Origin of the sequence: Exiguobacterium sp. s140 (assembly GCF_018617035.1) — a bacterium.
GTDB classification, from domain to species: Bacteria; Bacillota; Bacilli; order Exiguobacteriales; family Exiguobacteriaceae; genus Exiguobacterium; species Exiguobacterium profundum.
Genome location: NZ_JACSJK010000007.1, coordinates 1 through 20,209 on the forward strand (window position 1 = coordinate 1; position 20,209 = coordinate 20,209).

The 20,209-nt window shown below is 47.3% G+C and carries 36 protein-coding genes; all 36 read right to left on the bottom strand.

All coding sequences use genetic code 11. The features are described from left to right. Positions 1-339 precede the first annotated feature (339 nt). Complete coding sequence (locus tag KNO61_RS16295) at positions 340-984, bottom strand: KinB-signaling pathway activation protein (RefSeq protein WP_012727642.1); 645 nt, start codon at positions 982-984, stop codon at positions 340-342. Between the two features lie 11 nt (positions 985-995). Then, positions 996-2,027: a P-loop NTPase gene (locus KNO61_RS16300; RefSeq protein WP_026824853.1), complete on the bottom strand. Its 1,032-nt coding sequence runs from the start codon at positions 2,025-2,027 to the stop codon at positions 996-998. Positions 2,028-2,161: 134 nt separating this feature from the next. Then, complete coding sequence (rpsI, locus tag KNO61_RS16305) at positions 2,162-2,554, bottom strand: 30S ribosomal protein S9 (RefSeq protein ID WP_012727644.1); 393 nt, start codon at positions 2,552-2,554, stop codon at positions 2,162-2,164. A 25-nt stretch (positions 2,555-2,579) separates the two neighbouring features. Further along, positions 2,580-3,017, bottom strand: coding sequence for a 50S ribosomal protein L13 (rplM, locus tag KNO61_RS16310; protein ID WP_012727645.1), 438 nt, complete (start codon positions 3,015-3,017; stop codon positions 2,580-2,582). A 143-nt stretch (positions 3,018-3,160) separates the two neighbouring features. After that, on the bottom strand, positions 3,161-3,901 hold the full coding sequence (truA, locus tag KNO61_RS16315; RefSeq protein WP_214685998.1) for a tRNA pseudouridine(38-40) synthase TruA: 741 nt from the start codon (positions 3,899-3,901) through the stop codon (positions 3,161-3,163). Further along, positions 3,898-4,689, bottom strand: coding sequence for an energy-coupling factor transporter transmembrane component T family protein (locus tag KNO61_RS16320; RefSeq protein WP_078147864.1), 792 nt, complete (start codon positions 4,687-4,689; stop codon positions 3,898-3,900). Before KNO61_RS16320 ends, truA begins: the two co-directional genes overlap by 4 nt. Beyond that, positions 4,686-5,564, bottom strand: coding sequence for an energy-coupling factor transporter ATPase (locus tag KNO61_RS16325; RefSeq protein ID WP_078147865.1), 879 nt, complete (start codon positions 5,562-5,564; stop codon positions 4,686-4,688). Before KNO61_RS16325 ends, KNO61_RS16320 begins: the two co-directional genes overlap by 4 nt. Then, the gene (locus KNO61_RS16330) at positions 5,540-6,376 is read right to left on the bottom strand and encodes an energy-coupling factor transporter ATPase (RefSeq protein WP_031421869.1); all 837 of its coding nucleotides are present in this window, start codon (positions 6,374-6,376) and stop codon (positions 5,540-5,542) included. The genes KNO61_RS16325 and KNO61_RS16330 overlap by 25 nt, the downstream gene beginning before the upstream one ends. Positions 6,377-6,445: 69 nt before the next feature. Then, the gene (gene rplQ, locus KNO61_RS16335) at positions 6,446-6,799 is read right to left on the bottom strand and encodes a 50S ribosomal protein L17 (protein WP_012727650.1); all 354 of its coding nucleotides are present in this window, start codon (positions 6,797-6,799) and stop codon (positions 6,446-6,448) included. Positions 6,800-6,823: 24 nt separating this feature from the next. After that, a complete protein-coding gene (locus KNO61_RS16340) occupies positions 6,824-7,768 on the bottom strand; it encodes a DNA-directed RNA polymerase subunit alpha (protein WP_012727651.1) in 945 nt (314 codons plus the stop codon). A gap of 92 nt (positions 7,769-7,860) precedes the next feature. After that, complete coding sequence (gene rpsK, locus KNO61_RS16345; RefSeq protein ID WP_012727652.1) at positions 7,861-8,256, bottom strand: 30S ribosomal protein S11; 396 nt, start codon at positions 8,254-8,256, stop codon at positions 7,861-7,863. Between the two features lie 16 nt (positions 8,257-8,272). Continuing rightward, a complete protein-coding gene (gene rpsM, locus KNO61_RS16350; RefSeq protein ID WP_012727653.1) occupies positions 8,273-8,638 on the bottom strand; it encodes a 30S ribosomal protein S13 in 366 nt (121 codons plus the stop codon). 19 nt (positions 8,639-8,657) lie between these two features. Further along, positions 8,658-8,771: a 50S ribosomal protein L36 gene (rpmJ, locus tag KNO61_RS16355; RefSeq protein ID WP_003156543.1), complete on the bottom strand. Its 114-nt coding sequence runs from the start codon at positions 8,769-8,771 to the stop codon at positions 8,658-8,660. Positions 8,772-8,801: 30 nt separating this feature from the next. Beyond that, a complete protein-coding gene (gene infA / locus KNO61_RS16360; protein WP_021066622.1) occupies positions 8,802-9,020 on the bottom strand; it encodes a translation initiation factor IF-1 in 219 nt (72 codons plus the stop codon). Positions 9,021-9,125: 105 nt separating this feature from the next. Continuing rightward, complete coding sequence (gene map / locus KNO61_RS16365) at positions 9,126-9,884, bottom strand: type I methionyl aminopeptidase (protein ID WP_211782057.1); 759 nt, start codon at positions 9,882-9,884, stop codon at positions 9,126-9,128. Continuing rightward, positions 9,881-10,531 carry an adenylate kinase gene (locus KNO61_RS16370; protein WP_012727656.1) on the bottom strand — a complete coding sequence of 217 codons (651 nt, stop codon included), beginning with the start codon at positions 10,529-10,531 and terminating at the stop codon, positions 9,881-9,883. The genes map and KNO61_RS16370 overlap by 4 nt, the downstream gene beginning before the upstream one ends. 79 nt (positions 10,532-10,610) lie before the next feature. After that, positions 10,611-11,900, bottom strand: a complete 1,290-nt coding sequence (gene secY / locus KNO61_RS16375; RefSeq protein ID WP_214812809.1) for a preprotein translocase subunit SecY — start codon at positions 11,898-11,900, stop codon at positions 10,611-10,613. Next, on the bottom strand, positions 11,900-12,340 hold the full coding sequence (gene rplO / locus KNO61_RS16380; RefSeq protein ID WP_012727658.1) for a 50S ribosomal protein L15: 441 nt from the start codon (positions 12,338-12,340) through the stop codon (positions 11,900-11,902). Before rplO ends, secY begins: the two co-directional genes overlap by 1 nt. A gap of 31 nt (positions 12,341-12,371) precedes the next feature. Then, a complete protein-coding gene (gene rpmD / locus KNO61_RS16385; RefSeq protein WP_012727659.1) occupies positions 12,372-12,557 on the bottom strand; it encodes a 50S ribosomal protein L30 in 186 nt (61 codons plus the stop codon). Positions 12,558-12,572: 15 nt separating this feature from the next. Beyond that, positions 12,573-13,073 carry a 30S ribosomal protein S5 gene (gene rpsE, locus KNO61_RS16390; protein ID WP_012727660.1) on the bottom strand — a complete coding sequence of 167 codons (501 nt, stop codon included), beginning with the start codon at positions 13,071-13,073 and terminating at the stop codon, positions 12,573-12,575. A 20-nt stretch (positions 13,074-13,093) separates the two neighbouring features. Next, positions 13,094-13,456, bottom strand: a complete 363-nt coding sequence (gene rplR, locus KNO61_RS16395) for a 50S ribosomal protein L18 (RefSeq protein ID WP_012727661.1) — start codon at positions 13,454-13,456, stop codon at positions 13,094-13,096. 34 nt (positions 13,457-13,490) lie between these two features. Next, positions 13,491-14,030: a 50S ribosomal protein L6 gene (gene rplF / locus KNO61_RS16400; protein ID WP_012727662.1), complete on the bottom strand. Its 540-nt coding sequence runs from the start codon at positions 14,028-14,030 to the stop codon at positions 13,491-13,493. 33 nt (positions 14,031-14,063) lie between these two features. Continuing rightward, positions 14,064-14,462, bottom strand: a complete 399-nt coding sequence (rpsH, locus tag KNO61_RS16405) for a 30S ribosomal protein S8 (RefSeq protein ID WP_012727663.1) — start codon at positions 14,460-14,462, stop codon at positions 14,064-14,066. Between the two features lie 31 nt (positions 14,463-14,493). Then, positions 14,494-14,763 (bottom strand): 30S ribosomal protein S14, encoded by a 270-nt coding sequence (gene rpsN / locus KNO61_RS16410; RefSeq protein ID WP_012727664.1) that lies wholly within the window; start codon positions 14,761-14,763, stop codon positions 14,494-14,496. A 20-nt stretch (positions 14,764-14,783) separates the two neighbouring features. Further along, positions 14,784-15,323, bottom strand: a complete 540-nt coding sequence (gene rplE, locus KNO61_RS16415) for a 50S ribosomal protein L5 (RefSeq protein ID WP_074035359.1) — start codon at positions 15,321-15,323, stop codon at positions 14,784-14,786. Between the two features lie 32 nt (positions 15,324-15,355). Continuing rightward, entirely contained in the window at positions 15,356-15,664 is a 309-nt protein-coding gene (rplX, locus tag KNO61_RS16420; RefSeq protein ID WP_012727666.1) for a 50S ribosomal protein L24, read from the bottom strand. 36 nt (positions 15,665-15,700) lie between these two features. After that, positions 15,701-16,069: a 50S ribosomal protein L14 gene (gene rplN / locus KNO61_RS16425; RefSeq protein WP_012727667.1), complete on the bottom strand. Its 369-nt coding sequence runs from the start codon at positions 16,067-16,069 to the stop codon at positions 15,701-15,703. 44 nt (positions 16,070-16,113) lie between these two features. Then, entirely contained in the window at positions 16,114-16,374 is a 261-nt protein-coding gene (gene rpsQ, locus KNO61_RS16430) for a 30S ribosomal protein S17 (RefSeq protein ID WP_012727668.1), read from the bottom strand. Positions 16,375-16,406: 32 nt separating this feature from the next. Next, positions 16,407-16,610: a 50S ribosomal protein L29 gene (gene rpmC, locus KNO61_RS16435; RefSeq protein WP_012727669.1), complete on the bottom strand. Its 204-nt coding sequence runs from the start codon at positions 16,608-16,610 to the stop codon at positions 16,407-16,409. Beyond that, on the bottom strand, positions 16,597-17,034 hold the full coding sequence (gene rplP / locus KNO61_RS16440; protein WP_012727670.1) for a 50S ribosomal protein L16: 438 nt from the start codon (positions 17,032-17,034) through the stop codon (positions 16,597-16,599). Before rplP ends, rpmC begins: the two co-directional genes overlap by 14 nt. A gap of 32 nt (positions 17,035-17,066) precedes the next feature. Further along, positions 17,067-17,726: a 30S ribosomal protein S3 gene (gene rpsC / locus KNO61_RS16445; RefSeq protein WP_012727671.1), complete on the bottom strand. Its 660-nt coding sequence runs from the start codon at positions 17,724-17,726 to the stop codon at positions 17,067-17,069. A gap of 13 nt (positions 17,727-17,739) precedes the next feature. Then, positions 17,740-18,072, bottom strand: a complete 333-nt coding sequence (gene rplV, locus KNO61_RS16450; RefSeq protein ID WP_012727672.1) for a 50S ribosomal protein L22 — start codon at positions 18,070-18,072, stop codon at positions 17,740-17,742. A 20-nt stretch (positions 18,073-18,092) separates the two neighbouring features. Further along, positions 18,093-18,368 carry a 30S ribosomal protein S19 gene (gene rpsS / locus KNO61_RS16455; protein ID WP_012727673.1) on the bottom strand — a complete coding sequence of 92 codons (276 nt, stop codon included), beginning with the start codon at positions 18,366-18,368 and terminating at the stop codon, positions 18,093-18,095. Between the two features lie 66 nt (positions 18,369-18,434). Beyond that, the gene (rplB, locus tag KNO61_RS16460) at positions 18,435-19,265 is read right to left on the bottom strand and encodes a 50S ribosomal protein L2 (RefSeq protein ID WP_012727674.1); all 831 of its coding nucleotides are present in this window, start codon (positions 19,263-19,265) and stop codon (positions 18,435-18,437) included. 34 nt (positions 19,266-19,299) lie between these two features. Beyond that, on the bottom strand, positions 19,300-19,581 hold the full coding sequence (gene rplW / locus KNO61_RS16465) for a 50S ribosomal protein L23 (RefSeq protein ID WP_012727675.1): 282 nt from the start codon (positions 19,579-19,581) through the stop codon (positions 19,300-19,302). Continuing rightward, complete coding sequence (gene rplD / locus KNO61_RS16470) at positions 19,581-20,204, bottom strand: 50S ribosomal protein L4 (protein ID WP_214873953.1); 624 nt, start codon at positions 20,202-20,204, stop codon at positions 19,581-19,583. Before rplD ends, rplW begins: the two co-directional genes overlap by 1 nt. Positions 20,205-20,209 lie beyond the last annotated feature (5 nt).

Below are 20,209 nucleotides of genomic sequence, written 5' to 3' on the forward strand. Positions count from 1 at the left end.
TGATATAGCTCTTAAATTGACGAAGCTTGCGCTTCATTCAAAAATTGTAAAACTTATTTTTGCCTCATCGTTCAGTTTTCAAAGACCAATCGTTGTCGTGTTAGCGACTTTTTAATAATAGCGATTTGACTTATTAAAGTCAACCACTTTTTATTATTTTTTTCGCTTCCTGAAGTTTGTTTCGTGAACAACATCAGCGACGTTTATTAATATATCAGCATCCTAAAAAATCGTCAACTGTTTTTCTAAAAAAACTTTATTTTTTCTTTTTACATGACTGAAAGAAAAAACGGTCGTGGATTAACCCCTGAGAAGGAGTAATCCACAACCGCTTGATCATTATGACGACTTAGAAGACATCTGTTTCTTTGTTTTCTTCTTCACTGTTTCTGATGAAGTCGACTCCACAACTTGTCCAGTCTGTTGGAAGCGATGAAGCATTAATACCTGATAGGCGTTCGCAAACACCAATGTGGCTAGTGCCGGCCAGAGCAATGGAATCTCGTCCGTTGTTTGCAAAGCTGGAATCCATTCAATTAACGTAATGACAGTCATTAAGAAAAGTGTCGGGATGAAAGCACTCTTATTTGTTTGTTTCGCCTTACTCGCAGCAACGACCCAAGCGACAATGAGTAACACAAGCATCTCACCGATGTAACGCCACATGTGATCATTTCCAAATGCGAGCATCCGTAAGTAGACGGCATCAAAAATCGCAAATGCGATTAATAACACTTGAACGCGATTCCATAGACGTGGCCCTCTAAACAAGTCGAGTCCGACTCGATGAATAATCAAATAGGCAAAGAAACCCATCATGCTGATTCCCGTCCATGTACTCGAATAACTAAGCGCCGTGACAATTGCCTCCCAGGACTGACTGACCAAATAACCCGGGTTCGCCAATAAATTCATCAGGAACCCGAACAACGTCCCGAATACGAGCGTTGTCCAAAACAAACGTAAAAAACCTTGTACTTTCATCTCTCACCGATTCACCCTTCTATTTGTTTAATGACTGCTTGCGCCAACTCATCATACGTATGCTCGAACGGATGTCCATCCCGATAGACAGAAGGTGCAAAGTCCTCTTCATTGTCGTACGGTTGGCCGAGCGGGATTTGAGCAAGTAGCTTACTCTTCAATGCTTCTGAAAGTTTTTCTCCACCACCGTAACCGAATACGTATTCTTTTTCACCAGTTAGCTTACTTTCGAAATAAGCCATGTTTTCAATGATACCTAATAGTTTGTGGTTCGTTTTGATTGCCATCGCTCCGGCACGAGCCGCAACGAATGCTGCTGTCGCATGAGGTGTCGTGACAATCAATTCCTGACATGATGGGAGCATCGAATGGATATCGAGCGCGACATCCCCCGTTCCCGGCGGTAAGTCGAGCAAGAGATAGTCAAGATCGCCCCACTCGACGTCATTGAAGAAGTTATTTAACATTTTCCCGAGCATCGGTCCACGCCAGATGACCGGCGCATTGTCTTCCACGAAGAATCCCATCGAGATGACTTTCACGCCAAAACGCTCGACTGGAATGATTTTCTCGCCGCGAACAACCGGTCGTTCCTCGATGCCGAGCATATCTGGAACACTGAAGCCGTAAATATCCGCATCGATCAACCCGACCTTTTTACCCGCTCGCGCAAGCGCGACAGCCAAGTTGACGGATACTGTTGATTTTCCTACGCCACCCTTACCAGAAGCGATGGCGATAAACGTCGTCCCTGAGTTTTCACGAAGGATCGCCGGTTTTGTCGCTTCCTTCAAACTTTCGTCGTTCAATGCTTCAAAGCGAAGCCCGACCGTCTTAAAACCTTTCCCCTTGAGCAACGTGACGATTTCTTGTTGTAACTGAAGCTGTTCCCCGCTCCCAGTTTGACCGAGTGCCACTTTTACACTGACATAGTCTTCTTTGATTCGGATGTCTTTTACCCCTGCTGTATCTCCAAGCGTTCGGTTGATCGTCGGATCAACAAGCCCCGCCAATTCCTCGCGTACTTGCTCTACTGTAAGCATATTGCTTCCCCCTTCTAACTGTTTCGATATCAGTATATCAAAAAAAGCGTTTTCTTGACGGGTTCGGAATCGACTATTTCAAACAAAAAACTCTCCACCCGAAAGGATGGAGAGTTCGAACCACATCGCGAAGATTAACGCTTCGAGAATTGTGGTGCGCGACGTGCTGCTTTAAGACCGTATTTTTTACGTTCTTTCATACGAGCGTCACGAGTTAAGAAGCCTTTTTCTTTGAGGCTTGGACGGAATTCTGGGTCCGCTTGAAGAAGCGCACGTGATACGCCGTGGCGAATTGCTCCAGCTTGTCCAGTATATCCACCACCGTTAACGTTAACGATTACATCGTATTTACCTTCTGTTTCAGTCAATACGAGTGGTGATTTAGCCATCATGATCAAAGTCTCATGACCGAAGTATTCTGAGATATCGCGGCCATTTACAACAACTTTACCGTCACCTGCAACGAGGTGAACGCGAGCCACCGAGTGTTTGCGGCGGCCTGTTCCGTAGTAACGTACATCTGCCATCGTTTAGTTCCTCCCTGTGTCTCGATTAACCGCGAAGTTCGTAAACTTCTGGTTTTTGTGCTTCGTGCTTGTGTTCAGCTCCAGCGTAAACGTGGAGTTTGTTGAATTGTTGACGACCGAGTGATCCTTTTGGAAGCATCCCTTTGATCGCGAGTTCAAGCATACGCTCTGGACGTTTTGCGAGAAGCTCTTTTGCAGTTTGTGATTTCAAACCGCCTGGATGACCTGAATGACGGTAGTAGATCTTGTCATTCAATTTGTTACCAGTCAATTTGATTTTCTCAGCGTTGATGATGATGACGTGGTCTCCGCAATCAACGTGTGGTGTGAAAGTCGGCTTGTGCTTACCGCGAAGAAGTGAAGCTACTTCACTAGTCAAACGACCAAGTGTTTTGCCTTCTGCGTCGATAAGGAGCCATTTGCGTTCTACTTCAGATGCTTTAGCCATGAATGTTGTGCGCATGTGGAATACCTCCTAGAAATGTCTGTTCACTTAATTTTTTGATGCTTTATCATAATCCTAGTTTACGGGGCTAAGATTGTGGTTCATCTCTAAATTTGAAAATGAAATGCCAATGAATATAATACGATTTTATAAGGGGAATGTCAATCTACTTTTTCATAATTCACATTCCACAAATACAAACCGTGTGGGGGGGCGGTAATCCCCGCTACGCGGCGGTCCTTCGCCTCTAGCATTTGTATGATATCTGCGGGCTGATACTTCCCTCTCCCTACCTCGATGACCGTCCCTACCATGATGCGGACTTGGTTGTATAGAAAACCCGAGCCAACGAACCGGAATATGATCTCGTCCCCCATCTCGAGCACTTCTGCTTCGTAGATAGTGCGGACCCGATCTTCGACTTCTGCCTTTGTCACAGAGAACGACGTAAAGTCGTGGGTCCCAATCAACCGCTCCATCGCTTGACGCATCGCCTCGAGGCTCAGCTTATACGTCACGGTCGCAGCATAATGCCGACGAAACGGATCCTCAGTCTGACGGATATGGTAGCGATACTCTTTTCGCTTCGCACCGTAACGTGCGTGAAACGTATCATCCATTTCTTCCGCCTGTTTAACGAGGATATCGTCTGGTAGCATGGCGTTTAACGCTTTGACGAAACGCTCAGCCGGCATCTCTAACGACGTATCAAAGTGAATCACCTGCCCTAACGCATGGACGCGAGCGTCTGTACGACCTGAGGCGACGATTTTCACCGGATGACGATGCATACGTGCCAAGACAGATTCAATCTCCGCTTGAATGGTATTGCCATTCGGTTGTACCTGATATCCCGCATAATGTGTCCCGTCATAGGCGACAATCAGTTTAATTCGTCTCATCCAATCCCTCTCAATCCAAACAAAATGAGTGTCAACGCGACAAAAATGAGCAATACGGCTGTGTCTCGCGTTTGCCACTTCATCTCACGCAACCTCGTCCGCCCTTCTCCCCCACGGTAGCCGCGGGCCTCCATGGCCGTAGCGAGGTCCTCAGCACGTTTAAACGCGGAGATGAACAATGGAATCAAGAGTGGGATGACCCCTTTTAAGCGGGATTTCCAAGGTCCACTCATCAAATCGACCCCACGCGCCTGCTGGGCTTTCATGATCCGGTCCGTCTCATCCGCAAGCGTCGGTAGGAAACGGAGTGAAATGGAAAGCATCAACGCAATTTCGTGGGCCGGCACACGAATCCGTTCGAATGGCCGTAGCCCCGCTTCAATCGAATCGGTCAATTCCATCGGTGTCGTCGTTAACGTCACGAGTGTCGTCAACATGACGAGATAAAAGAAGCGAAGCGAGACAATCAGCCCCATTCGAATTCCTTCCGAATAAATCGCAATCGGTCCTAATTCGAATAGAAGTGTCCCGTCTCGATTGAATAACAGTTGTAAGATCAACGTGAAGACGATCAAAAATAAGATCATGCGAAGACCGTTCCATAAATAGCGCCACGATAACTGTGACAGTTTGACCGCAAACAACGTGAACGCGAGTAAAAATAAATTCGTCCATAAGTTGTCAGCTAAAAAAACAACTGGGATGAATCCTAAAATGAAGAGCGTCTTGGCACGCGCATCAAGGGAATGAAGCCACGAATGTCCGGGTATATATTGACCGATAATCATGTCGCTCCCCCTTTCAGCCGTTCCGCCACCCAATCCGCCAGCTCGCTCTCGGTTCGTACGAGCGGGATGGACGTTTCTCCAAGAACCGGTGCCATGTCACGAGCGAATCGTAAGACGTGCGGGATGTCGAGCTGGAGACGTCGCACCAGTACCTCGTCTTGGAACAATTCAAACGGGTCCCCATCAAACGCCACCTGACCACGCTCCATCACGATGACGCGCTCCGCATAGGCGAGTACATCATCCATGTCATGCGAGACAAGGATCAACGTAAGGTTCAACTCTTCTCGTAAACGTTTGAATAAGGCGAGCATGTCTCGTCTCCCAATTGGGTCGAGACCCGCTGTCGGTTCATCGACAATGAGCACATCAGGCCGGCTCGCTAAAACACCTGCAATCGCGACACGGCGCATCTGCCCTCCTGAAAGATCAAACGGCGAACGGTCCCATAACGTTTCATCCAAGCCGACGAGACGAAGGGCCTCGTGGGCTCGCTCTTTCGCTTCGGCATCTGTCGCGCCAAAGTTGCGCGGACCGAACATGACGTCGCGTTCGACCGTCTCTTCAAACAATTGGTGCTCTGGATATTGAAAGACGAGCCCAACGCGACGCCGAAGCGGCAAAAGATTCTGTTTCTTGTCACGACGCGTCCGAATCGGGGTGACAATGATATCATCGACCACCACACGTCCGTCAGTCGGGCGCAATAAGCCGTTCATATGTTGAACGAGTGTCGATTTCCCTGAGCCAGTATGCCCAAGAAACGCAACAAGCGCTCCCGACGGAATGGTTACATTCACATCGCGCAGCGCGGTTCGTTCAAACGGAGTATTCATTTGGTATTGATATGTTACTTCTTCAATGCGTATCGGCATAGATGGTTCACCAACTCCGAATGTTGTAGCATCAGACGATCGAGTGGAATGCCACGTGCCTTCAGTTCGAGTTGCATCCGAACGATAAACGGGACATCTAGTTGAATGTCACGAAGCGTATCTGGATGTTGAAACACGTCTTCAGGTGTGCCGGTCATCGCAATCTTGCCTTTCGACAATGCAATGATACGGTCAGCAAACAACACTTCGTCGAGCTCGTGTGTAATGGCGACAACGGTCATCCCTTCCGAGACGAGCTGTCGTACCGTTTGTAATACCTCTTGTCGCCCGATTGGGTCGAGCATGGAGGTCGCTTCATCGAGCACGAGGACACGCGGGCGCATTGCGAGAGCCGCAGCTATCGCAACGCGCTGCTTTTGTCCACCGGATAACTGATGCGGTTCACGGTCCGCTAGTTCCGATAATCCAACGCGCGCTAGACTGTCATCAATTCGACGAACCATTTCTTGACGTGGAAGTCCCATGTTTTCGAGAGAAAATGCCACATCATCGCGCACGGTCGCCCCGACAAATTGATTGTCGGGATTTTGAAAGACGACCCCGATCCGCGTTCGAACGTCCCACACGTCTGCGGCGTTCGACGGATCGAGTGTCTCTACGCGAACTTCCCCCTGTTCAGGAATGAGAAGTCCGTTCCACAACTTCGTCAGTGTCGACTTGCCAGAACCATTATGGCCGACAATCGCAAGCCATTCCCCTTTATATACATCGAGCGATAGGCCGTTAAGCGCCGGCTCAGACTGTCCAGGGTAATGAAATACGACATCTCGTACCATAATTTGTGATTCCATAGGTCGACTCCTTTCTGATGTGGAAACAGGGCAATACGTCACCGCATGCCCTGTTGACTGCCTAATGAATTAGACGAGTTCGATGATTACAACTTCTGCACCATCACCGCGGCGTGGGCCGACTTTCATGATGCGCGTGTATCCACCTTGACGTTCAGCGTAGCGTGGTGCCACGTCTTCGAACAATTTTTGGATTGCGTCTTTTTCTCCAGCGTTCTCCTTGCGAACGAATGAAGCTACTTGACGACGGGCATGAAGATCGCCACGTTTCCCAAGAGTGATCAATTTTTCAACGACTGGGCGAAGTTCTTTCGCTTTTTGTTCAGTTGTTTGAATGCGCTCGTTGATGATTAGGTCAGTTGCAAGATCACGCAAAAGCGCCTTGCGTTGCGAGCTTGTACGGCCAAGTTTCGAATAAGCCATTACATTTCCCTCCTTCGGTTGAACTTAGTCTTCTTTACGCAAGCCCAAACCGAGTTCGTCCAACTTGTGTTGAACTTCTTCGAGTGATTTACGTCCGAGGTTACGAACTTTCATCATCTCTTCCTCTGATTTGTTTGCGAGTTCTTGAACAGTGTTGATGCCAGCGCGCTTCAAGCAGTTGTACGAACGAACTGAGAGATCGAGTTCTTCAATCGTCATTTCGAGTACTTTTTCTTTTTGGTCTTCTTCTTTCTCGACCATAATTTCTGCGTTGAGAGCCTCATCTGTCAAACCAACGAAGATGTTCAAGTGTTCAGTCAAAATTTTAGCCCCTAATGATACAGCTTCTTCCGGACGAATTGAACCATCTGTCCACACGTCTAACAAAAGCTTATCAAAGCTAGCGTCTTGACCGACACGTGTTTTATCTACTTCGTAGTTCACGCGTTGAATCGGTGTATAGATCGAATCGATTGGAATGACCCCAATCGGCATATCATCACGTTTGTTATCTTCTGCCTGGACGTAACCACGACCACGGCGAGCAGTCAAACGCATGCGAAGCGTCGCATTGTCAGCGAGAGTCGCGATGTGGAGCTCAGGATTCAAGATTTCAACGTCGCTATCATGGGTAATGTCTGCCGCAGTGACAGCACCGGCACTTGAAACGTTAATCTCAAGCGTTTTCTCTTCTTCCGAGTACACTTTAAGTGCCAACTTCTTGAGGTTGAGTACGATTTGAGTGACGTCTTCGACAACACCGTCAATCGTAGAGAACTCGTGAAGCACGCCATCGATTTGAACCGCTGTTACCGCTGCACCTGGGAGCGATGACAATAGAATTCGACGTAGTGAGTTACCGAGAGTAGTGCCATATCCACGTTCAAGCGGTTCTACTACGAATTTACCAAACGTAGCGTCCTCGCTGATTTCGACCGTTTCGATCTTTGGTTTTTCAATCTCGATCATCTGAACCCCTCCTTGAGTATATCCTGCCGTGCAGTTTGAGCTGCTAAAGTATAAGCTGTCGTGCTAGGTAAACCCCTCACACGCTCAAGCGATTATACGCGGCGACGTTTTGGAGGGCGGCAACCGTTGTGCGGAACTGGAGTTACGTCACGGATTGCAGTAACTTCGAGACCAGTAGCTTGGAGCGCACGGATAGCCGCTTCACGTCCAGCACCAGGACCTTTAACGTTAACTTCTACTGTACGCATACCGTTGTCCATTGCAACTTTCGCTGCAGTTTCAGCAGCCATTTGCGCTGCGAACGGAGTCGATTTACGTGATCCTTTAAATCCAAGGTTACCAGAAGTAGCCCATGAGATCGCGTTACCTTGCGTATCAGTGATTGTGATAATTGTGTTGTTGAATGTAGAACGGATGTGTACCACACCGACTTCAACATGTTTTTTAACTTTACGTTTAGAACGTACGTTTTGCTTACGTTTCGCCATTGTTCAATTCCCTCCTTTACTTCTTCTTGTTCGCTACTGTACGGCGTGGGCCTTTACGAGTACGCGAGTTGTTCTTCGTGTTTTGACCGCGAACAGGGAGACTACGGCGATGACGGATACCGCGGTATGCGCCGATCTCGATCAAACGTTTGATGTTAAGTGAAACTTCACGACGAAGGTCACCTTCAACTTTGATTCCGTCAATTGCTTCACGGATACGGTTGAGTTCATCTTCAGTAAGGTCGCGTGTGCGTGTCTCTTCAGATACGTTAGCAGCCTTCAAAATTTCTTGTGCTTTTGTTTTACCAATACCATAGATGTATGTGAGCGAAATAACGATACGTTTTTCGCGTGGAATATCTACACCAGCAATACGTGCCATGTGTGCACCTCCTCTGAAATTAACCTTGTTTTTGTTTGTGTTTCGGGTTTTCGCAAATTACCATTACTTTACCCTTACGGCGAATAACTTTACATTTTTCGCAAATCGGTTTTACCGACGGTCTTACTTTCATGAGTATACCCTCCTCCTGGAAAAATCGGAGTTACTTATAACGGTACGTAATCCGCCCGCGAGTCAAGTCGTATGGAGACAACTCAACAGTTACGCGGTCACCTGGAAGGATCCGAATGTAGTGCATCCGAATTTTCCCTGAGACGTGCGCGAGCACCGTGTGGCCGTTTTCTAACTCCACTTTAAACATTGCGTTCGGAAGTGGTTCGACAACAGTGCCTTCCACTTCAATGACATCTTGTTTCGCCATCATTTATTCCCCTTTCTATATGAAAATCTTTAGGAGCACAGACGATCTATTGCCATCTACTGTGAGAGAAGGATCCAGAACGGATCAGTATGAAACAATAGAGCCTCATTCACCGGAATCGAGTTTCGTTAAAATCTCGTATCCATCGTCTGTGATGGCGATGGTGTGCTCAAAGTGGGCGCACATGCTACCGTCCACGGTGACAACTGTCCAGTTATCAGCCAGTGTTCGAACATAGCGTTGACCAGCATTAACCATTGGTTCAATGGCTAACGTCATCCCAGTCTTCAGGCGCGGCCCTTTCCCCGGTGGACCATAGTGTGGAATTTGCGGTTCTTCATGCAAATTTTGTCCAACACCATGACCGACGTATTCGCGGACGACAGAAAAGTCATGTGATTCAACATATGCTTGAATCGCATGCGAAATATCTGTCAATCGCCCTCCAGCCTTGGCGTGCTCCAATCCTTTATACAGACTTTCTTCGGTTACGTCAAGTAGCCGCTGTGTCTCTTCTGAGATTGTTCCCACTGGATAAGTCCAAGCGGAATCTCCATGGTATCCATTATAGTAGGCACCGATGTCGATTGAGATAATATCTCCATCTTTCAATACCCGTTTTCCTGGAATGCCATGAACAAGCTCTTCGTTCACCGAAGCGCAAACACTACCGGTAAAACCGTTATAGCCTTTGAACGATGGCGTCGCACCTTGGCTGCGAATGTAATCTTCCGCAATCCGGTCGAGCTCAAGCGTCGTGATTCCTGGTTTAATGTGCTGTTTGAGCACCTGGTGCGTTCGAGCAACAATTTGCCCAGCCTCACGCATAATCGCAATTTCACGAGGCGTCTTCGTGATGATCATTCAGTATCACCGAGTAATGCTTTGACATCGGCATATACGACATCGATTGGACGATCTCCATCCAATGTACGAAGATACCCTTTTTCAGCGTAAAAGTCAATGAGTGGTTTCGATTGCTCGATGTTGACGTCAAGGCGACGGCGAACCGTTTCCTCTTTATCGTCTTCACGTTGCATGAGCGCCGACCCATCCACATCACAGATGCCTTCCACTTTTGGTGGGTTGAAGATCACGTGATATGTCGCACCACACGTTGGGCAGATCCAACGACCTGTCAAGCGTGGAACGAGAATTTCCGCATCCACATCGATGTTGACGACGTGGTCAATCTGTTTCCCCAAATCTTTAAGCAAACTTTCGAGTGCCTCTGCTTGAGCAACAGTACGCGGGAATCCATCGAGTAAGAAACCTTTTTCTGTGTCATCTTGGCTAAGACGTTCACGTACGATTCCGATTGTTACCTCGTCCGGTACGAGTTCACCTTTATCCATGAATGACTTGGCTTCTTTACCGAGTGGCGTTCCGCCTTTGATTGCCGCACGAAACATGTCGCCTGTCGAAATGTGAGGGATTTGGTACTCTTCTACGATTTTAGCCGCTTGAGTCCCTTTCCCAGCACCCGGTAAGCCCATGAGTACTAGATTCATCTCGGTTAGCCTCCAGTTTTGATTTTCACGAAGGGCTTGTAAACACGACAGGAAGGAAGGGTCAACCCTTCCTTCCGCTTTAACGGATAAAGCCTTTATAGTGTCGTTTTACAAGTTGACTTTCGATTTGTTTCATCGTTTCGAGGGCTACCCCGATGACGATCAACAAGCTCGTTCCTCCGATTTGAACGGAAGTTGGAAGACCGGCAAGCTTAATGAAGATTGTCGGCATGATCGCCACGAGCGATAAGAAGATCGCTCCGAAGAAAGTCAATCGATACAGCAACTTCGTGATGTACTGTTCTGTTTGCGCCCCAGGACGAATCCCAGGAATATAACCACCTTGCTTCTGCAGGTTTTCTGCCATTTGCTCAGGGTTGACCTGAATAAATGTATAGAAGTAGGCAAACGCAATGATTAACGCAACGTAAATCGACATTCCGATTGGCGCCGTCGTGTCAAAGTACGTCTGTAATTTTTGCGTTGTCTCCGGCGAAGCAATGAAGCTTGCAACAGTTGGTGGTGTTACCATGAAGGAAATCGCGAAGATAACCGGGATAACACCTGCTGCGTTTAGTTTGATTGGCAAGTGCGTTGACTGACCGCCCACTGGGGTACGGTTCGCCGTGCGTTTTGCATATTGGATTGGAATTTTGCGTGCCGCTTGTTGAACATAAATGATCCCAACCGTCACAGCCAAAATAACAAGTGCCAATACAACCAAGTAAACGATATTAATGAACAATGCATCTCCAGCGTTTTGGAGTTTTGTTTCATAAATCTGCGTGAAGATTCTTGGGAACCCGGCGACGATACCGGCGAAGATAATGATGGAAATACCATTCCCAACACCTTTCTCCGTTGTCATTTCACCAAGGAACATCAAGAACGCTGTACCCGCAGTGAGTACAATCGCGATCACAAAGTAAGTTGCCGTTCCCCACGTCTCATCTACGAGACCTGGGTAGAGGCGGTTAAATCCAAACGACAATGAAGTCGCTTGGACAAAGCCTAAGATGATCGTCCCATAGCGCGTGACCGTCGCTAACTTTTTACGGCCCGCCTCTCCTTGTTTAGCCCATTCGGCAAACTTTGGAACGACGTCCATTTGTAAAAGTTGCACAACGATCGATGCCGTAATGTACGGCATGATCCCCATTGCGAACAAGGAGAAGTTCTGTAAAGCATTTCCTCCAAACAAGTTCAAGAAGTCAAGAAGACCTCCTGAGTCAAAACGCAACACATCCGTATTCACCATCGGCACCGGGATATGAGCCCCGATGCGGAAAATGATGATGATTGCGAGTGTGAAGAGAATACGCTGTCGAATATCTTTCACGCGCCACATATTGGAGATCGTCTGAAACATCAGATCACCTCAACTGTACCGCCAGCTGCTTCGATTGCTTCTTTCGCTGCACCCGAGAACTTGTTGGCTTTTACAGTCAATTTAGTTTCAAGCTTGCCGTTAGCAAGGACCTTGATTCCGTCTTTAGCAGAGCTGACAACACCAGTCTCGATTAAGAGTTCTGGAGTAACTTCAGTACCTGCTTCGAAACGGTTAAGCGTGTCTAGGGAAACAACCGCGTACTCTTTACGAGTTGGGTTGTTGAAACCGCGTTTTGGAAGACGACGGTAAAGTGGGTTTTGTCCACCTTCAAATCCTGGACGAACGCCACCGCCCGAACGAGCTTTTTGACCTTTGTGTCCACGACCAGAAGTTTTACCGTTACCAGTCGCCATACCGCGACCGACACGGTTACGTTCGTGACGTGAACCTGGAGTTGGCTTCAATTCATGGAGTTTCATAGTGGCACCTCCTTATTTATTAAAATCTTTATTATTCGTTGATTTCTTTTACAGTCACAAGGTGCGACACTTTGTTGATCATACCGCGCATCGCGACGTTGTCTGGGACAACGACCGTTTGATGCATTTTGCGAAGACCGAGTGTACGTACAGTAACACGCTGACCTTCCGGACGACCAATTGTGCTGCGTGTGAGGGTGATTGCGAGTTTCGCCATGTCTAGTTCCCTCCCTTAGTTAAGAAGTTCTTCTACGCTTTTACCACGTAGTTTAGCAACTTCCTCTGCTTTTTTGAGCTCAGTCAAGCCCTGTACCGTCGCACGGACGATGTTGATCGGTGTGTTTGAACCTAACGATTTCGAAAGGATGTCACCTACACCTGCAAGTTCGAGCACCGCACGAACTGGACCACCAGCGATAACCCCAGTACCTTCAGAAGCTGGTTTCATGAATACACGACCTGCTCCGAATACTCCTGTGATTTCGTGTGGAATTGTTGTACCAACCATAGGTACTTGTACCATGTTTTTCTTAGCGGCTTCAATAGCCTTGCGAATCGCTTCTGGCACCTCTTGTGCCTTACCTGTACCGAAACCGACGTGACCATTTTTGTCACCTACGACTACGAGAGCAGCAAAACGGAAGCGGCGGCCACCTTTTACGACTTTCGCGACGCGGTTTACGGTAACAACGCGTTCTTCAAGTTGTTCCATGTTAACGTCTAACTGGCGCATCGAGTGTCCCCTCCTTTTTATTAGAATTTAAGACCTGCTTCACGAGCTGCTTCTGCAACAGCTTTGACGCGGCCATGATAGAGGTATCCACCACGGTCGAACACAACTGTGTCGATACCTTTCTCGAGTGCACGTTCTGCAGCAAGTTTACCAACAGCTTTCGCTGCTTCAACGTTACCGCCATTTGTAAGATCGAGAGCTTTATCTTTCGAAGATGCAGACACAAGCGTTGTTTGTGCCGCGTCATCGATAAGTTGAACGTAAATGTGCTTGCTCGAACGGAATACGTTCAAACGTGGACGAGCTGCTGTCCCCGTGATCGTACGACGTACGCGAGCATGACGTTTTTTACGAACTGCATTTTTATCTGCCTTTGTGATCATTTATGCCACTCCTTTCCGTTCATTTCGTGACGAATTACTTACCAGTCTTACCTTCTTTACGGCGAATACGTTCATCAGAGTAACGAACACCTTTACCTTTGTAAGGTTCTGGAGCACGGTACGAGCGGATTTGAGCAGCAACGTGACCGACGCGCTCTTTGTTAATCCCTTTTACGATGATTTGCGTGTTTGAAGGAACTTCGATTTCGATACCTTCCTCAGCAACGTACTCGATTGGGTGCGAGTAGCCGAGGTTGAGGACGAGTTTGTTACCTTGCTTCGTAGCACGGTAACCAACCCCCGAGATCTCAAGTGTTTTTTGGAATCCGTTCGACACACCTTGTACCATGTTGGCAATAAGGGCACGTGTCGTACCGTGAATTGTGCGGCTTTCTTTCGATTCGTCTGGACGAACAACCGTCAATTCGTTCTCTTCAACTTTGATTTCCAATGCCGGGTTAGCTGAAAGCGAAAGTTCACCTTTAGCACCTTTTACTGTGACCGTGTTGTCATTAGCAACTGTTACAGTAACGCCAGCAGGAATCGTAACTGGTTTTTTACCAATACGTGACATTGATTACACCTCCGTTCTTGTTAGAAAAGTGACTTACCAGATGTAGGCGATCACTTCGCCGCCGACTTGTTGTTGGCGAGCTTCTTTATCAGTCATAAGACCTTTAGATGTCGAAAGAACTGCGATTCCGAGTCCTCCGAGTACTTTAGGTACTTCATCAGCTTTTGCGTATACGCGAAGACCTGGTTTCGAAATACGTTTGAGACCAGTGATTACACGTTCGTTGCTTGCTCCATATTTAAGGAAAAGACGAAGTGTACCTTGTTTAGCGTCCTCGATATATTCAACATCGCGAATGAAACCTTCACGCTTAAGGATTTCAGCGATCTCACGTTTAATGTTCGAAGCTGGAAGCTCCATTTTTTCATGGCGAACCATGTTAGCGTTACGGATACGTGTAAGCATATCTGCAATAGGGTCTGTCATTACCATGCGATGTACCTCCTTTCACACTGTTAGTGGATTACCAGCTTGCTTTTTTAACACCAGGGATTTGACCTTTGTATGCAAGATCACGGAACTTGATACGGCTGATCCCGAATTTACCCATGTAACCATGCGGACGACCTGTGATGCTGCAACGGTTGTGCAAGCGTACAGGTGACGAGTTACGTGGCAATTTGCTGAGTCCGATATAATCGCCTTCAGCTTTCAACTTCGCACGCTTTTCAGCGTACTGGGCAACGAGTTTCTCGCGTTTAAGTTCGCGATTCACCATTGACTTTTTAGCCATGTTGTCGACCTCCCTCTAGATTATTTTTGGAATGGCATACCGAGAAGTGTGAGCAATTCACGTGCTTCTTCGTCTGTGTTTGCTGTTGTAACAACAACGATGTCCATACCGCGTACTTTAGATACTTTATCGTAATCGATCTCAGGGAAAATAAGTTGCTCTTTCACGCCAAGCGTGTAGTTACCGCGTCCGTCGAATGCTTTCTTCGATACACCGCGGAAGTCACGTACACGTGGAAGTGAAACAGTTACCAATTTGTCGAGGAAATCGTACATGCGCTCGCCACGAAGTGTAACCTTCGCACCGATTGGCATACCTTCACGAAGTTTGAAACCAGCGATTGATTTCTTCGCTTTCGTTACGAGTGGTTTTTGACCTGAAAGAATTGTTAATTCTTCAACTGCCATATCAAGTGCTTTCGAGTTCGAAACAGCGTCACCTACACCCATGTTGATGACAATCTTTTCGACTTTCGGTACTTGCATGACCGAGTCATAGTTGAATTTATCCATCATCGCTTTCACGATGTCGCTTTTATACTTCTCTTGCAAACGGTTCATAGTCGAATGGACCTCCTTTCGTCACGTTCTTCTTATTTATCGAGTGATTCGCCCGATTTCGCGACACGAACTTTTTTACCATCGACTACTTTGAAACCAACACGAGTTGGTTTGCCAGTTTTAGGGTCGAGTGGCATTACGTTCGAGACGTGAATTGGTGCTTCGATCTCAAGGATCCCGCCTTGTGGATTCGCTTGTGAAGGTTTCGCGTGTTTTTTCATCACGTTTACGCCTTCAACCACTACGCGGTTTTTGCTTGGCATAGCTTTGAGGATAACCCCTTGCTTGCCTTTATCTTTACCAGACATTACCTGGACTGTATCGCCTTTTTTAACATGCATCGTTTGCGCACCTCCTTATAGGATTGAAATTGGAAATTAAAGTACTTCCGGTGCCAACGAAACGATCTTCATGAATTCTTTTTCACGAAGTTCACGTGCAACTGGCCCGAAGATCCGTGTGCCGCGTGGGCTCTTGTCATCTTTGATAATGACTGCTGCGTTCTCATCGAAACGGATGTACGAACCATCTTTACGACGAGCGCCGCGTTTTGTACGAACGACAACTGCTCTGACAACGTCACCTTTTTTAACAACGCCACCTGGTGTTGCTTGTTTTACCGTTGCGACGATGATGTCACCGATGTTTGCAGTCTTACGACCAGAACCACCGAGAACTTTAATTGTCAACAGTTCACGCGCGCCAGAGTTGTCTGCTACTTTCAAGCGAGATTCTTGTTGAATCATGCGAGTGTACCTCCCTCCGGATGTTTAATAAATCCGAACTGTTATTAGATGATTACTGATTCTTCTACTACTGTTACAAGACGGAAACGTTTGTCTTTAGAAAGAGGACGTGTTTCCGCGATGCGAACGATATCGCCCACTTTAGCGACGTTGTTCTCATCGTGTGCTTTATATTTCTTCGTGTAGTTTACACGTTTGCCATAAAGTTTATGACGAACCTTTGTTTCTACTGCGACGACGATCGTTTTGTCCATTTTGTCAGACACGACGCGACCAGTGAACACTTTACGGTTGTTGCGTTCCATGAGTGTTACCTCCTCTCAAGAATCCGATGTAATTAGCCGTTGTTGATGCCGAGTTCGCGTTCACGAAGAATCGTTTTAGCACGCGCAATCGACTTGCGTACTTCACGGATACGAGCAGGATTCTCAAGCTGACCTGTAGCAAGTTGGAAGCGAAGGTTAAAGAGTTCTTCTTTCCACTCGCCCACTTTACCGTTGAGCTCTTCAGTTGTTGATTGACGGAGATCAGTTGCTTTCATTCGTATCACCACCATTTTCTTCACGTTTCACGAACTTACATTTTACTGGAAGTTTGTGCGATGCAAGACGAAGTGCCTCACGTGCCACTTCCTCAGATACACCTGCGATTTCGAACATTACTTTGCCAGGCTTAACTACAGCTACCCAGCCTTCTGGAGCACCTTTACCCGAACCCATTCGGACTTCGAGAGGCTTTTTAGTGTACGGCTTGTGTGGGAAGATCTTGATCCACACTTTACCACCACGTTTCATATAACGTGTCATTGCAATACGTGCTGATTCGATTTGACGGTTTGTAATCCAGCTCGCTTCGAGAGCTTGGAGACCGAACTCACCGAAGTGTACAGTTGTGCCGCGTTTAGCGTTCCCGCGCATTTTACCACGGTGTACACGACGATATTTCACGCGTTTAGGTAACAACATAGTGTGTTGCCTCCTTCCTGAAAGAGTGTTTATTATTCAGCGTTTTTCGCTGTGTTGTTTTTTGTTGGAAGAACTTCACCGTGGTATAACCAAACTTTTACGCCGATTTTACCGTAAGTTGTGTCAGCTTCAGCTGTTCCGTAGTCGATGTCGGCACGGAGTGTGTGAAGTGGAACTGTTCCTTCCGAGTACTTCTCTGAACGAGCGATATCAGCGCCACCAAGACGACCAGAAACTTCTGTTTTGATCCCTTTGATGCCAGTACGCATCGAACGTTGAATAGATTGTTTCATTGCACGACGGAATGATACGCGACCTTCCAATTGACGAGCAATGTTTTCTGCTACAAGCTTCGCAACAGCGTCAGCGTTTTTCACTTCAACAACGTTGATGTGAACGCGTTTTCCGTCAGCGATTTTTGTAATGTGTTTACGGAGTGATTCGATTTCAGAACCACCTTTACCGATTACCATACCTGGCTTCGCAGTGTGAAGCGAAATGTTCACGCGGTTTGCAGCGCGTTCGATTTCAACTTTAGAAACACTAGCATCCTTCATTTTGTTTTCGATGTATTCACGAATAACGAAGTCTTCATGAAGGAGATCAGCGTAGTCTTTCTCAGCGTACCAACGCGAATCCCAGTCTTTGATAACACCAACGCGAAGACCGTGCGGATTTACCTTTTGACCCACTACATATCCCTCCTTATTTCTCAGTTACCACGATGTGGATGTGGCTTGTGCGTTTGTTAATACGGCTTGCGCGACCCATCGCACGTGGGCGGAAGCGTTTGAGTGTTGGACCTTCGTTTACGTAAGCTTCTGTTACAACGAGGTTCTCAATGTTCATATCGTAGTTGTGCTCTGCGTTAGCAATCGCTGATTTTAATACTTTTTCAACGACTGGCGATGCTGCCTTGTTCGTGTGAGCAAGGACAGAGAGCGCTTCGCCGACTTGTTTCCCGCGAATTAAGTCTACAACGAGACGTGCTTTGCGAGGAGCAAGACGGACCATATTAGCTGATGCTTTAGCTTGCATGGATTTGACCTCCCCTCAAATTACCGTTTCGTTTTCTTGTCTGATCCGTGACCTTTGTAAGTGCGTGTTGGAGCGAATTCACCAAGTTTGTGACCAACCATGTCTTCTGTCACGAATACTGGTACGTGTTTACGACCATCGTGCACACCGAACGTGTGACCCATGAATTCTGGGAAGATCGTCGAGCGACGTGACCAAGTTTTGATGACTTGCTTCTCACCAGATTCGTTGAGTTTGTCAACTTTAGCGAGTAAGTGGTGATCTGCGAATGGACCTTTTTTCAAGCTGCGACCCATGTTAGAACCTCCCTTTGGAATGATTCGGGAACGGCCCTTTCGAACCGCCCGAGAATCATGTAGTAATTATTTCTTACGGCGACGAAGGATGTACATGTCGCTCGATTTGTTTTTCTTACGAGTCTTAAGACCAAGAGCTGGTTTACCCCAAGGAGTAAGTGGGCCCGAACGACCGATTGGCGCACGACCTTCACCACCACCGTGTGGGTGATCAACCGGGTTCATTACAGAACCACGTACTGTTGGGCGTTTGCCTAACCAACGTGAACGTCCTGCTTTACCGATGTTTACGAGTTCGTGTTCTTCGTTACCAACTGAACCGATTGTCGCGCGGCAAGTGCCGAGGAACAAGCGTGATTCACCTGATTGAAGACGAACGATGACGTACTTGCCGTCACGTCCTTGGATTTGTGCCGATGCACCAGCCGCACGAACTAGCTGACCGCCTTTACCAGGCTTAAGCTCGATGTTGTGGATTGTTGTACCGACAGGGATGTTTACGAGTGGAAGAGCGTTCCCCACTTTGATATCCGCTTCAGGACCAGACATGATTTCCATGCCTACTTTGATGCCCTTAGGAGCGAGGATGTAACGTTTCTCACCATCTACATAGTTGATGAGTGCGATGTTTGCTGAACGGTTTGGATCGTATTCGATCGTTGCTACGCGTCCTGCAACGCCATCTTTGTTACGTTTGAAATCGATGATACGGTATTTACGCTTGTGACCGCCACCTTGGTGACGAACAGTCAAGCGACCTTGGTTGTTACGTCCGCCTTTTTTCGAAAGCTTTTCAGTTAACGATTTTTCAGGGCGATTCGTTGTGATCTCTGCAAAGTCGAGAGATGTCATGTTACGACGACCGTTAGTGGTCGGCTTAAACTTTTTGATTGCCATCGAGGATTCCCTCCTTTTCTTCTAAGGTAGTTAATTAACCGAGGAAGTCGATTGTGTTGCCTTCAGCAAGGGTTACGATCGCTTTTTTACGACGAGCTGTGTAACCAGAGTGACGACCGACACGTTTCGCTTTCGGTTTGTAGTTCATTGTGTTTACCGAAGCAACTTTCACGTTGAAGATTGTTTCGATAGCGTGTTTCACTTGCGATTTAGTCGCTTTTACGTCGATTTCGAAAACGTATTTGTTAGCTTCCATGAGGCTAACTGAACGCTCAGTGATGATCGGACGTTTGATGATATCGTATGCTTGAGCCATTATGCAAGCACCTCCTCTACCTTCGCAACCGCATCTTTAGTGAAGATGACTTTGTCGTTAGCAACGAGGTCAAGAACGTTTACGCCTGCTGCGTCGATCACAGTCACTCCTGGGATGTTACGAGCTGCGAGAGCGATAGTCTCATTGTAGTCCGCTGTGACTACAAGAGCCTTACGTTCTACTGATAAGCTGTTGAGTACAGCAGCCATATCTTTTGTTTTTGGTGCATCGAAAGCAAGGCCTTCGAGGACGATGAATTCGTTGTTTTGTACTTTCGACGAAAGAGCCGAGAGAAGTGCTAAACGACGAACCTTCTTAGGAAGTTTGTAAGAGTATGAACGTGGTGTTGGACCGAAGACTGTACCACCACCAACCCATTGTGGTGAGCGGATAGAACCTTGGCGCGCACGACCAGTTCCCTTTTGTTTCCATGGTTTACGGCCGCCACCGCGTACTTCCGAGCGACCTTTCGTATCGTGAGTACCTTGACGGCGTGATGCTTGTTGCATGACGATTGCGTCGTAAAGTACTGATTCGTTTGGCTCGATTCCGAAGATGGCTTCTGCCAATTCGATTTCGCCAACTTGTGAACCTGATTGGTTAAGCAAAGCTACTTTAGGCATTCGTA

What these genes read in the sequence shown, in the direction of transcription:
- KNO61_RS16320 (WP_078147864.1), bottom strand. Translation starts at nt 4,689, where the DNA reads ATGATTATCGGTCAATATATACCCGGACATTCGTGGCTTCATTCCCTT.
- KNO61_RS16330 (WP_031421869.1), bottom strand. Translation starts at nt 6,376, where the DNA reads ATGGAATCACAAATTATGGTACGAGATGTCGTATTTCATTACCCTGGA.
- rplQ (WP_012727650.1), bottom strand. Translation starts at nt 6,799, where the DNA reads ATGGCTTATTCGAAACTTGGCCGTACAAGCTCGCAACGCAAGGCGCTT.
- rpsK (WP_012727652.1), bottom strand. Translation starts at nt 8,256, where the DNA reads ATGGCGAAACGTAAGCAAAACGTACGTTCTAAACGTAAAGTTAAAAAA.
- KNO61_RS16370 (WP_012727656.1), bottom strand. Translation starts at nt 10,531, where the DNA reads ATGAATCTAGTACTCATGGGCTTACCGGGTGCTGGGAAAGGGACTCAA.
- secY (WP_214812809.1), bottom strand. Translation starts at nt 11,900, where the DNA reads ATGTTTCAGACGATCTCCAATATGTGGCGCGTGAAAGATATTCGACAG.
- rplO (WP_012727658.1), bottom strand. Translation starts at nt 12,340, where the DNA reads ATGAAACTCCATGAATTGAAGCCAACTCCAGGTTCACGTCACGAACGT.
- rplR (WP_012727661.1), bottom strand. Translation starts at nt 13,456, where the DNA reads ATGATCACAAAGGCAGATAAAAATGCAGTTCGTAAAAAACGTCATGCT.
- rplW (WP_012727675.1), bottom strand. Translation starts at nt 19,581, where the DNA reads ATGGCTCAAGCATACGATATCATCAAACGTCCGATCATCACTGAGCGT.
- rpmD (WP_012727659.1), bottom strand. Translation starts at nt 12,557, where the DNA reads ATGGCGAAACTCGCAATCACCCTCACACGCAGCACAATTGGTCGTCCG.
- rpsS (WP_012727673.1), bottom strand. Translation starts at nt 18,368, where the DNA reads ATGGGTCGCAGCTTGAAAAAAGGTCCATTCGCAGATCACCACTTACTC.
- rplD (WP_214873953.1), bottom strand. Translation starts at nt 20,204, where the DNA reads ATGCCTAAAGTAGCTTTGCTTAACCAATCAGGTTCACAAGTTGGCGAA.
- rpsM (WP_012727653.1), bottom strand. Translation starts at nt 8,638, where the DNA reads ATGGCACGTATTGCTGGTGTAGATATTCCACGCGAAAAACGTATCGTT.
- infA (WP_021066622.1), bottom strand. Translation starts at nt 9,020, where the DNA reads ATGGCGAAACAAGATGTCATTGAAGTGGAAGGCACTGTTGTCGAACCA.
- KNO61_RS16325 (WP_078147865.1), bottom strand. Translation starts at nt 5,564, where the DNA reads ATGCCGATACGCATTGAAGAAGTAACATATCAATACCAAATGAATACT.
- KNO61_RS16300 (WP_026824853.1), bottom strand. Translation starts at nt 2,027, where the DNA reads ATGCTTACAGTAGAGCAAGTACGCGAGGAATTGGCGGGGCTTGTTGAT.
- rplN (WP_012727667.1), bottom strand. Translation starts at nt 16,069, where the DNA reads ATGATTCAACAAGAATCTCGCTTGAAAGTAGCAGACAACTCTGGCGCG.
- rplE (WP_074035359.1), bottom strand. Translation starts at nt 15,323, where the DNA reads ATGAACCGTTTGCAAGAGAAGTATAAAAGCGACATCGTGAAAGCGATG.
- rpsQ (WP_012727668.1), bottom strand. Translation starts at nt 16,374, where the DNA reads ATGGAACGCAACAACCGTAAAGTGTTCACTGGTCGCGTCGTGTCTGAC.
- rpsE (WP_012727660.1), bottom strand. Translation starts at nt 13,073, where the DNA reads ATGCGCCAGTTAGACGTTAACATGGAACAACTTGAAGAACGCGTTGTT.
- KNO61_RS16340 (WP_012727651.1), bottom strand. Translation starts at nt 7,768, where the DNA reads ATGATCGAGATTGAAAAACCAAAGATCGAAACGGTCGAAATCAGCGAG.
- truA (WP_214685998.1), bottom strand. Translation starts at nt 3,901, where the DNA reads ATGAGACGAATTAAACTGATTGTCGCCTATGACGGGACACATTATGCG.
- rplX (WP_012727666.1), bottom strand. Translation starts at nt 15,664, where the DNA reads ATGCATGTTAAAAAAGGCGATACAGTCCAGGTAATGTCTGGTAAAGAT.
- rplM (WP_012727645.1), bottom strand. Translation starts at nt 3,017, where the DNA reads ATGCGCACAACATTCATGGCTAAAGCATCTGAAGTAGAACGCAAATGG.
- map (WP_211782057.1), bottom strand. Translation starts at nt 9,884, where the DNA reads ATGATCATCACGAAGACGCCTCGTGAAATTGCGATTATGCGTGAGGCT.
- rpmC (WP_012727669.1), bottom strand. Translation starts at nt 16,610, where the DNA reads ATGAAAGCAACTGATCTCCGTCAATCAACAACTGAAGAGCTCAACGGT.
- rpsI (WP_012727644.1), bottom strand. Translation starts at nt 2,554, where the DNA reads ATGGCAGATGTACGTTACTACGGAACAGGCCGCCGCAAACACTCGGTG.
- KNO61_RS16295 (WP_012727642.1), bottom strand. Translation starts at nt 984, where the DNA reads ATGAAAGTACAAGGTTTTTTACGTTTGTTTTGGACAACGCTCGTATTC.
- rpsH (WP_012727663.1), bottom strand. Translation starts at nt 14,462, where the DNA reads ATGGTAATGACAGACCCTATTGCAGATATGCTTACACGTATCCGTAAC.
- rpsN (WP_012727664.1), bottom strand. Translation starts at nt 14,763, where the DNA reads ATGGCTAAAAAGTCAATGGTGAATCGCGAACTTAAACGCGAGAAACTC.
- rpmJ (WP_003156543.1), bottom strand. Translation starts at nt 8,771, where the DNA reads ATGAAAGTAAGACCGTCGGTAAAACCGATTTGCGAAAAATGTAAAGTT.
- rplF (WP_012727662.1), bottom strand. Translation starts at nt 14,030, where the DNA reads ATGTCACGTATTGGTAAAAAACCAGTTACGATTCCTGCTGGCGTTACT.
- rplB (WP_012727674.1), bottom strand. Translation starts at nt 19,265, where the DNA reads ATGGCAATCAAAAAGTTTAAGCCGACCACTAACGGTCGTCGTAACATG.
- rplP (WP_012727670.1), bottom strand. Translation starts at nt 17,034, where the DNA reads ATGTTGTTACCTAAACGCGTGAAATATCGTCGTGTACACCGTGGTAAA.
- rplV (WP_012727672.1), bottom strand. Translation starts at nt 18,072, where the DNA reads ATGCAAGCTAAAGCATCAGCTAATATGGTCCGTCTTGCTCCTCGCAAA.